This window comes from Fusibacter sp. A1 (assembly GCF_004125825.1).
In the GTDB taxonomy this organism is placed as follows: domain Bacteria; phylum Bacillota; class Clostridia; order Peptostreptococcales; family Acidaminobacteraceae; genus QQWI01.
This window is the reverse complement of record NZ_QQWI01000025.1, coordinates 1-8,021: the sequence shown is the minus strand read 5'-3', so window position 1 is coordinate 8,021 and position 8,021 is coordinate 1. Positions and strand designations below refer to the sequence as shown.

Annotated in this window: 9 protein-coding genes; 8 read left to right on the top strand and 1 reads right to left on the bottom strand. The window is 43.8% G+C overall.

The annotated features are described in order from the left end of the window. Positions 1 to 54: 54 nt before the first annotated feature. The gene (locus tag DWB64_RS18925) at positions 55 to 696 is read left to right on the top strand and encodes a CDGSH iron-sulfur domain-containing protein (protein WP_164980505.1); all 642 of its coding nucleotides are present in this window, start codon (positions 55 to 57) and stop codon (positions 694 to 696) included. A 67-nt stretch (positions 697 to 763) separates the two neighbouring features. Here the strand turns inward: DWB64_RS18925 and DWB64_RS18920 are convergent, their stop codons facing one another. Then, positions 764 to 1,753, bottom strand: a complete 990-nt coding sequence (locus tag DWB64_RS18920) for a hypothetical protein (RefSeq protein ID WP_129489790.1) — start codon at positions 1,751 to 1,753, stop codon at positions 764 to 766. Between the two features lie 118 nt (positions 1,754 to 1,871). Here DWB64_RS18920 and DWB64_RS18915 point away from each other — a divergent pair, with 118 nt between their 5' ends. The 7 genes from DWB64_RS18915 (at position 1,872) to DWB64_RS18885 (ending at position 7,847) form a co-directional block, all read left to right on the top strand. Beyond that, the gene (locus DWB64_RS18915; RefSeq protein ID WP_129489789.1) at positions 1,872 to 2,447 is read left to right on the top strand and encodes a thymidylate synthase ThyX; all 576 of its coding nucleotides are present in this window, start codon (positions 1,872 to 1,874) and stop codon (positions 2,445 to 2,447) included. Positions 2,448 to 2,609: 162 nt separating this feature from the next. Next, a complete protein-coding gene (locus DWB64_RS18910; protein WP_129489788.1) occupies positions 2,610 to 3,434 on the top strand; it encodes a hypothetical protein in 825 nt (274 codons plus the stop codon). Then, complete coding sequence (locus DWB64_RS18905; RefSeq protein ID WP_129489787.1) at positions 3,418 to 3,627, top strand: hypothetical protein; 210 nt, start codon at positions 3,418 to 3,420, stop codon at positions 3,625 to 3,627. The genes DWB64_RS18910 and DWB64_RS18905 overlap by 17 nt, the downstream gene beginning before the upstream one ends. A 65-nt stretch (positions 3,628 to 3,692) precedes the next feature. Next, positions 3,693 to 4,898, top strand: coding sequence for an RtcB family protein (locus DWB64_RS18900; protein ID WP_129489786.1), 1,206 nt, complete (start codon positions 3,693 to 3,695; stop codon positions 4,896 to 4,898). 2 nt (positions 4,899 to 4,900) lie between these two features. Further along, the gene (locus DWB64_RS18895; RefSeq protein ID WP_129489785.1) at positions 4,901 to 5,503 is read left to right on the top strand and encodes a regulatory protein RecX; all 603 of its coding nucleotides are present in this window, start codon (positions 4,901 to 4,903) and stop codon (positions 5,501 to 5,503) included. Positions 5,504 to 5,670: 167 nt separating this feature from the next. Further along, positions 5,671 to 6,762, top strand: coding sequence for an ABC transporter ATP-binding protein (locus tag DWB64_RS18890; protein WP_129489784.1), 1,092 nt, complete (start codon positions 5,671 to 5,673; stop codon positions 6,760 to 6,762). 101 nt (positions 6,763 to 6,863) lie between these two features. Next, on the top strand, positions 6,864 to 7,847 hold the full coding sequence (locus DWB64_RS18885) for a CdaR family transcriptional regulator (RefSeq protein WP_243119006.1): 984 nt from the start codon (positions 6,864 to 6,866) through the stop codon (positions 7,845 to 7,847). Positions 7,848 to 8,021: the final 174 nt, after the last annotated feature.

Sequence of the window (8,021 nt, the reverse complement as noted above, 5' to 3'; positions counted from 1 at the left end):
CCTATGAATCCCCACCCCAAAAACAGGGTACAAACTACACGGGAGGTATCACAAATGAAAATAGCTAAAATCACAGCAACAAAAAACGGCCCATTCAAAATGACCGGCCTAAAAAAAATCACAAGACACACGGGTGAGGTGATATCCATCGAGCAGGAGGCTTATCTGTGCAGATGCGGCGGTTCATCGACTAAACCCTTTTGCGATGACACGCACAAGAAAAACGGATTCGACGGATCGCCGAATCCGGATTATCTGAAAAACAAGGTGAGAGCCTATGAAGGTGAGAAAATCATCATCTACGACAACAGGAGCGTATGTTCCCATCGCGGGTACTGCACGCAGGAAGTTCCGAATGTGTTTAAGAAATCCGCTCCGTGGATCGATCCTGACGGGGATACGGTAGAGAAAATCATCGATCTATGCAACAAGTGTCCTTCCGGCGCACTCAGTTATGCGATTGTGGGAAAGGGAAGAGTGCAGGGGGATTACTTGGGTGAGGCTTGCTTGAGGATTTCTGAAAGACGTTTTGGGTTTGACGGTCCCTATGACCTGACCGGAGCCATTGCTATCGACGGTCAGACGCTGAGGACCTCGGAATCACCTTTCAAGGCTACGCTGTGCAGATGTGGATATTCAAAGAATATGCCCTTCTGTAGCGGGGAGCATATAAAGATAGAGTTTATTGAAGATTGAAGATTGAAGATTGAAGATTTGTGATTGATTATGAAAAGAACCCACTTATATAAGTGAGTTCTTTTCATTAGGCTTTGTCGATGAATTGTTTTACCGCTTGGATGTGTTCTTCGGGTACTTGCATCGCATCCCATGATAGGACCACGTGGTCGATACCGGCACTTTCGATGAGCTTAAGGTGTGTTGTTATGGTTGTAGGACTTGTACTTGCTATGTTATCCACTTTGTTCCATTCGATTCCGATTCTGAGTGAATCCTTGTACAGGGAATAGAGCTTGTTATAATGGAGTTTTGACGGCAACCAGTTGGCGTACCCCCATTTTCCCGACTTATTTAGCGCTCTTGCCTCAAAGGGCATTCCCGCAGGGGAAAGGGTTTCGGTGTAGTACATCGGCTTGATAAAGTCGCTGATTTCAACGAGATCGTCAAAACGTTGACCGACAGACTTATTAAAAGGGACAGCGAACAGATCGAGTCCGACTTTTAATCCTTTGTCCTTGAACTGTTTGGAGAACAGGCTCACAGCACTTGTGATGACGCTTCTCTTATGTTTTAACAAAAGCTTGAAGTTGGTCGGCGTTTTGTCCTTGCAGTACTGGCAGTAACAGCTTTTAATCGCATCCGGTCCGTGAATCGCACTTGGATATCTGATTCTGTCCAGAAAAACTCCGTCAAACTCATCAAGCGGCCATGCCGTGTCGATGTATCTGGAAATAGCCTGTAAGTTTTTCGGATTTGCAGGACATGCGAAGGTGAACTGCTCATGCTCGCTATAGATATAGGGTCTTATGGGTTCACCTTCCAAAGTGATGACAGGTTCAAGGTCGATATGCTCCTCGAGTTCTGAAAAAACAGGGATCCAGGCGTAAAGCTCGATACCGTGTTGTTGTGTAAACTTGCGGATACGCGTAAAATCGATATTTTCGGTGGCCCATCCGTAAATGAGCGTGTTGAATTTAATGTGCTTAAGTAAGTGTTCAAGTCTTTCGATGATACTGTCGGTTGAAACGATGGAGCGCCCGATGGCTCCTGTGTAGAGCTGTAATGTGATTTGCATGGTTTTTCCCTTCGTTCAAAATCAACACGATGTAAATAGCATTATTATACCATAATGTGAAGTGCATGGCGGCAACTTCTCTGCTATAATTGAAGAGACAAAAAATGAGGAGTTGGCAATGAGAGTTGAGTTTAAGAAAACAAAAGGAAACTGGCGTGAGGTGGCTGATGCGGCCAATACGACCATCAATAGGGTAGAGGGTGAAAAGGAACCGTCCGACTCGTGGAAAAGAAGAATGCTTCTTAGCGAACATTCACCAATTAGAAAATTGTCCTTTAACGCAAAATGGTATGACTTAAAATACTGGGTGTCGGTACATCTTGTAAGACATAAGTTTGGGATTGAACACTGGGTACGGACGCAAAGAACCGACAGGGCAGGAGTCGATAGGGACCTTTTGCCGCAAGGAAGCCTTGTTGAGCATGAAGTCGAGTTGAATGCGCAGGCGATGATTCAAATTTCTAGAAAACGTCTTTGTCATCAGGCATCCAAAGAAACGAAGGAGGCTTGGGTATCGCTTGTAGAAGAGGTTTCAAAGCACGCTCCAGAAATGAAAGGGGTATGTGTTCCTGATTGTATCTATAGGGGATGGTGTTACGAGTATAAGTCGTGTGGCTACCATTTTACAGAGGCCTATCAAAAGGATTTGGACAACTACCGTAGCGGAATCAATGAATCTCTCGCTTCAAAATGAGAAACAGGGTATAATGGAAATAATGAATTAGTTGAAGGAGGTAAACTATGCAACGTAAAAGATGGACTAAAGTTGTAGCGATCGTGTTAGCGAGTCTGATGGTATTGTCATTATTGCCAATGGCATTCTTGTCATTTCTAGGTCAATAAATAGGAGCTCATTATGAGAAAAATCCTCGTGTTTCTCGTATTTATTATTTTTTCATATTTGATCTATACGAATGTTTCATTTGATGAACTGAGTATTAAAAAGAACGAACTTGATATCGTAACGTATTTTGACGGATTCGAAACGCTTGACCGTGAGATGTGGTATGTCGGTGAATGGGAGACCCATGAGTCGGCTTATAACAAGGTGTTTCTTGAGGACAATGTGATTACGATCCCTGTAAAAGAAACAGATAGGGGTCCTTATCTTCTTTCAAAACCCATTCCGCTTGATGGAAAGGACATCATCAAAATCAAAAGGCGTACTAGAATCAAATATGGCAGCGATTATTTTGCTGGCGGACTTGTCGTATTCGAAACGGATCAGGATGACTTCAAACCCGATAGTAGGAGAGGGTTGCCATTTGGAAACGCCGTGATCCTTGTAGAGTACGCCCATGATCAGAGTGTGGATACCCAAAGGCCGGGTACCGATGCCTTTAGGCTTCTTGCGCCGGACTGGGAGACAAACAAGAATTATGTTCTTGCAGAACCCATTTTCGATGAATGGTTTGTAGAGGAGCTGATCATCAACACGTATAACGGCCGAGTGACCTATATCATCAACGGCAAAGATTATACACTGAAGAGTATCGCACTGACCAAGCCCTACATAAGGATCTGGATGCATGCCTACGGCGAGTATACCGGACATCAGGTCGAAATCGATTATTTTGAGTTAAAGCTCACCACTCCGGAAAACGAATCGATTGAAAGAGACATGCTCAAGGAAGATAAAGATAAAGAAAAAGAAGATTCGACCGATGAAAAAGACCTTTGAAGTTGCCATCGAAAATGATGCCAAGGTGAAAATGATCTATCTAAAGGGGTCTGAGGTCATCGAGCGCATCATCAAACCCTATAAGGTGACGGATGATCTTGTTTGGTGTTTTGATTATTTCAGAAAGCAAAAACGCACCTATAGGCTCGAAAATGTCTTGGGTGCACAAATTATCCGAACAAAAGAAGATTAAGAAAGTGCGCGAATTGATAATTCGCGCACTTTTTGGATATACATAGGAATAAAGGTGGTGGGACTATGTTTGTACACTTCAATGAAGCGAAAATGAAACTGCCGGTTAAAATATGGCTTGATAGTCTAGCGGATGTCGATCCGATTTGTCTGCAGCAAACGATCAATCTATCAAACTTGAGTATTTTAGAAGGGTGGGTGGCGCTGATGCCGGATACCCATCAAGGATTCGGCATGCCCATTGGTGGTGTGATCGCTGCAAAGGACCACATCATTCCAAATGCCGTTGGCGTGGACATCGGCTGTGGAATGGCATATGTTGAAACGGATCTTCGAAAAGAGCAGCTGAAGCCCTTTCATGTGAAAAAGATAATTGATGAGATCATGAGAACGATTCCTCTGGGATTCAAGCACCATGATCAGAAGCAGAGCAACCACAGACTCACCATGCTTATCGAGAACAGTGAGGAGTGGCTGATCAAGAACCAGCTCCTGTATAAAGAGATCGATAGGGTCTTCTACCAATTGGCGACTTTGGGTAGCGGCAACCATTTTATCGAGTTCCAGGAAGACGAAAGCGGTAAGATCTGTATCATGCTTCATACCGGGAGCAGAAATTTCGGACTGAAGATCGCCAACTACTATAATGACAAGGCGGAATACCACTGCAAGAAAAAGGGTGACAAACACGCAGTAAAGTCCAAACTAAGCTATCTGCCCGTCAACACCGAAAGCGGAGAAAATTACGCAAGGTGGATGAACCTGGCTCTTGAGTTTGCCAAGGAGAACAGAGCCATGCTTCTTGAACGTGTGATGGATGTGCTGATGGAGGCGTTTCCAGCGGTGACCTTTGGAAATATCATCAACGCCCACCATAATTACGCATCGCTTGAAGAACACTTGGGTCAAGCGCTTTGGATTCATAGAAAAGGTGCGATTCGGGTTGAAAAAGATGATTTGGGAATCATCCCTGGTGCGATGGGGAGCTATTCCTATATTGTAAAAGGTCTTGGTAACATAGAGTCCTTCAACTCCTGTTCGCATGGAGCGGGAAGGCATATGTCGCGTAAAGAGGCGATGAAAAGATTCAATAAGGATGATATACTCAAAACCTTAAATTCGGAAGGGGTATATATCGGTGTTCCTCCAAAGAGCATCGTATCTGACGAGTCTAGGGAAGCCTATAAGGATATTCTAGTGGTAATGGAGCAGCAAAAGGACTTGGTGGTACCTATTAAAAGGTTGAAGACGGTGATTGTCGTTAAGGGGTAGATATGTTGATCATAGATGAAATTTTAAAACTCAAGCGCGGGGTCTATGCCCTGCGTTTTGGCGCGAGGCAAGTGATGGTTTCTGAGACCCAGCTGGTTCAGCACCATTTGTACAAAGGGCAGGAAATAGAAGAAGGCCTGATCAAGGTCTTGGAAAAGGAGTTCTTAAACTCCCAGTGCCTGCATAAGAGCATCGACATCATCAGCAGAAGAAATCATTTTGTCAAAGAACTGAGGACAAAGCTTCTGCAAAAGGAGTTCGATCGCGAGGTTATCGATGATACGATCGACAGATTGATCGATGAAGGATACATGGACGAACTGGAGACTGCAAGACAACTGGTTGCTGTTCGGTCTGAAACAGATAGCAAGAGCAAGATCAAAATGCGCCTTATCCAAAGGGGATGTCCTGAAAACATTGTCGATCTTGTACTTCAGGATGGTACAGGAGATGAGTTCGAAAAGGCGATGACAGCGGCGAGAAAAAAGCTCAGGCAGCTTGAGGGGGAGCCCGAGGATAAGCAAAAAGAGAAGCTGATGAGGAATTTGCTATCCAAGGGATTTGATTATGGCGTCGTCAGGCGGGTTTGGGAAGAACTCCAATAAATTAAGGCGCAAAGGTTGAATTTATATGATTTGTGAAAACTGTCATGACATTCAGGGCTTTTTTGTAAATATCCATAAGTCATTTTCGTAAGTCTACGCTGTATAATGTTATCAAGAAGGATAAGGTTTCGCTTACGACGCGAATTACTATTATGAAGAGGTGGATTATGGCTAAGGTATTGCTCAATAAGTTAAATAAAGTTTATCCGAATGGTTTCCACGCAGTTTATGACGCGGAATTGACTATTGAAGATAAAGAGTTCATGGTTCTTGTCGGACCATCAGGTTGCGGTAAGACGACTACACTAAGAATGATCGCCGGTCTTGAGGAAATCTCTACAGGAGAGATGTTCATCGGTGAAAAAATGGTGAACGACGTAGCGCCAAAAGATAGAGATATCGCAATGGTATTCCAAAACTATGCGCTTTACCCACATATGTCTGTTAGAGACAATATGTCATTCGGTCTTAAGTTAAGAAAGACTCCAAAAAAAGAAATTCACGAGCGCGTGCAAAACGCAGCATCTATTTTAGGTATAGAATCACTTCTTGACCGTAAACCGAAGCAGCTTTCGGGTGGTCAAAGACAAAGGGTCGCTCTTGGTCGCGCTATCGTAAGAAAGCCACAAGTATTCCTTATGGACGAACCCCTTTCAAACCTTGACGCGAAGTTACGTGTACAGATGAGGGCAGAGCTTATCAAACTACACAGAGAGCTGGATTCTACATTCATCTACGTTACTCACGACCAGACTGAAGCGATGACGATGGGTACGAAAATCTGTGTTATGAAAGACGGATACATCCAGCAGGTTGCAGACCCTAAGACTATTTACAACAAGCCGGCGAACCTATTTGTCGCAGGTTTCATCGGTTCACCGCAAATGAACCTGATGAAAGCTGAAGTAGTCAGCGGCGACAAGATCGGTCTTAAGTTCCATGGTAAAACATTCTACCCTACTAAGCCTGAAATCGTTAAGAACCTTGCTGATTATGTAGGTAAGACTGTAATCATGGGTATCAGACCTGAAGACATGCACATCAACAACGAAAACAAAGGTATAGACATCAAGATTGAAGTCACAGAGCTTCTTGGTTCTGAAATCCTTTTATACTTCAATGTTGACGGCGGAGAAGTAATCGCAAAGGAAAAACCGGATGCGAAGGTTGCTATCGGCGATACGATCAATATCTACTTCGACGAAGAAAAACTTCACGTGTTTGACGCTGAGACTGAACTTAGCTTATTGCACAAATAGAATTAAGTAGTGATAAAAGCAGGGCTAATGAATTAGCCCTGTTTTAGTGTTTACTTAATCTGGTATACTATAAACAAGAATGTATAGAAAGGATGGCACAAATGGCATTTTCGATGGATCCAATCATGCGCTTACCTTATTTTAAAGGGAAGGAGTTTGTTGTTCTGAATGTAGAGAAGAAGATGATTTTCAAGTCGATCACAAAGACAAAGCTAAGCCATTCGCTGGCCATGCTTGAAGAGCGAAGCTTTGTGTATGACAACGGCTGGGGTTTTATCGGATTCACTTATGACCATAAACAGTACTACGCTGGAATTAAAGATACTGAAGAACGTGCGAATGTCGCTGTGAATATCATTCATGACATCATCTCTGCCCAGCAAGCTCCCAATAAGCAACATCTGCTCGAAAGGTTGATGTGCGGAGACGAGTTGTGGCATACGGGCTTTCTGACATCGCTTGGATGTGAAGATAATCAGGATTACTCAATGATCATCTGTACCGCAGACCAGATGCAGATTGAAGACGCGGTGCAGGCGATTGACGAGGTGCTCAGCGGTGCATTGCTTGCAGTGTGCGACCATCATATCGTCCTGCTTGTGCACTTGAGTGAAGTGGAAGAAATCTCCCAGACGCTTCAGCAACTATTTATGGAAGACATGATGGTCGAACCCTATATCGTGTACGGCATTACAATCAGTGACTGGACAGCCCTTAAAGAGTATTACCAGAAGGCCAGAAGGATGCTTCTTATTGGAAAGCGCCTGTACACCTCAAAAAGAAGGTTTTCTGTAAACCATTTGATTTTCGCGCTTGCGATCGATGCTACAGGAAAAGACAAACTGATCAGTATCAATAAGGAAAAGCAGATTCAGACAATCGTAGACGATCAGGAGCTTATCGCGACGGTCATTCACTTTTTTGAAAACAACCTCAACGTCACCGATACCTCCAACAAGCTGTTTATCCACCGCAACACCTTGCTTTACAGGCTTGGCAAAATCGAACAGGTGACCGGCTATGATTTAAGAAAGTTCGAGGATGCGATCAACTTCTATTATCTGATGACCAAGCAACTGCTGTAACATAAATCTACCGAATAAACAAAGGAACGCAGATTCATCTGCGTTCCTGAGACTGTTGACAAAGTCCACGAAAGTGGTCTTTGTCTTTTTTTGTACCTAAACCTCGCGTAGTAGCGCACCCTTGTGGTCGCCCTCTCTTATAACGATGTGTTCAAAGAGACGCGCATAAGAGGC

Coding starts and splice junctions, on each gene's coding strand:
- DWB64_RS18915 (WP_129489789.1), top strand. CDS start 1,872: ATGAGAGTTGAGTTTAAGAAAACAAAAGGAAACTGGCGTGAGGTGGCT.
- DWB64_RS18925 (WP_164980505.1), top strand. CDS start 55: ATGAAAATAGCTAAAATCACAGCAACAAAAAACGGCCCATTCAAAATG.
- DWB64_RS18910 (WP_129489788.1), top strand. CDS start 2,610: ATGAGAAAAATCCTCGTGTTTCTCGTATTTATTATTTTTTCATATTTG.
- DWB64_RS18895 (WP_129489785.1), top strand. CDS start 4,901: ATGTTGATCATAGATGAAATTTTAAAACTCAAGCGCGGGGTCTATGCC.
- DWB64_RS18890 (WP_129489784.1), top strand. CDS start 5,671: ATGGCTAAGGTATTGCTCAATAAGTTAAATAAAGTTTATCCGAATGGT.
- DWB64_RS18905 (WP_129489787.1), top strand. CDS start 3,418: ATGAAAAAGACCTTTGAAGTTGCCATCGAAAATGATGCCAAGGTGAAA.
- DWB64_RS18900 (WP_129489786.1), top strand. CDS start 3,693: ATGTTTGTACACTTCAATGAAGCGAAAATGAAACTGCCGGTTAAAATA.
- DWB64_RS18885 (WP_243119006.1), top strand. CDS start 6,864: ATGGCATTTTCGATGGATCCAATCATGCGCTTACCTTATTTTAAAGGG.
- DWB64_RS18920 (WP_129489790.1), bottom strand. CDS start 1,753: ATGCAAATCACATTACAGCTCTACACAGGAGCCATCGGGCGCTCCATC.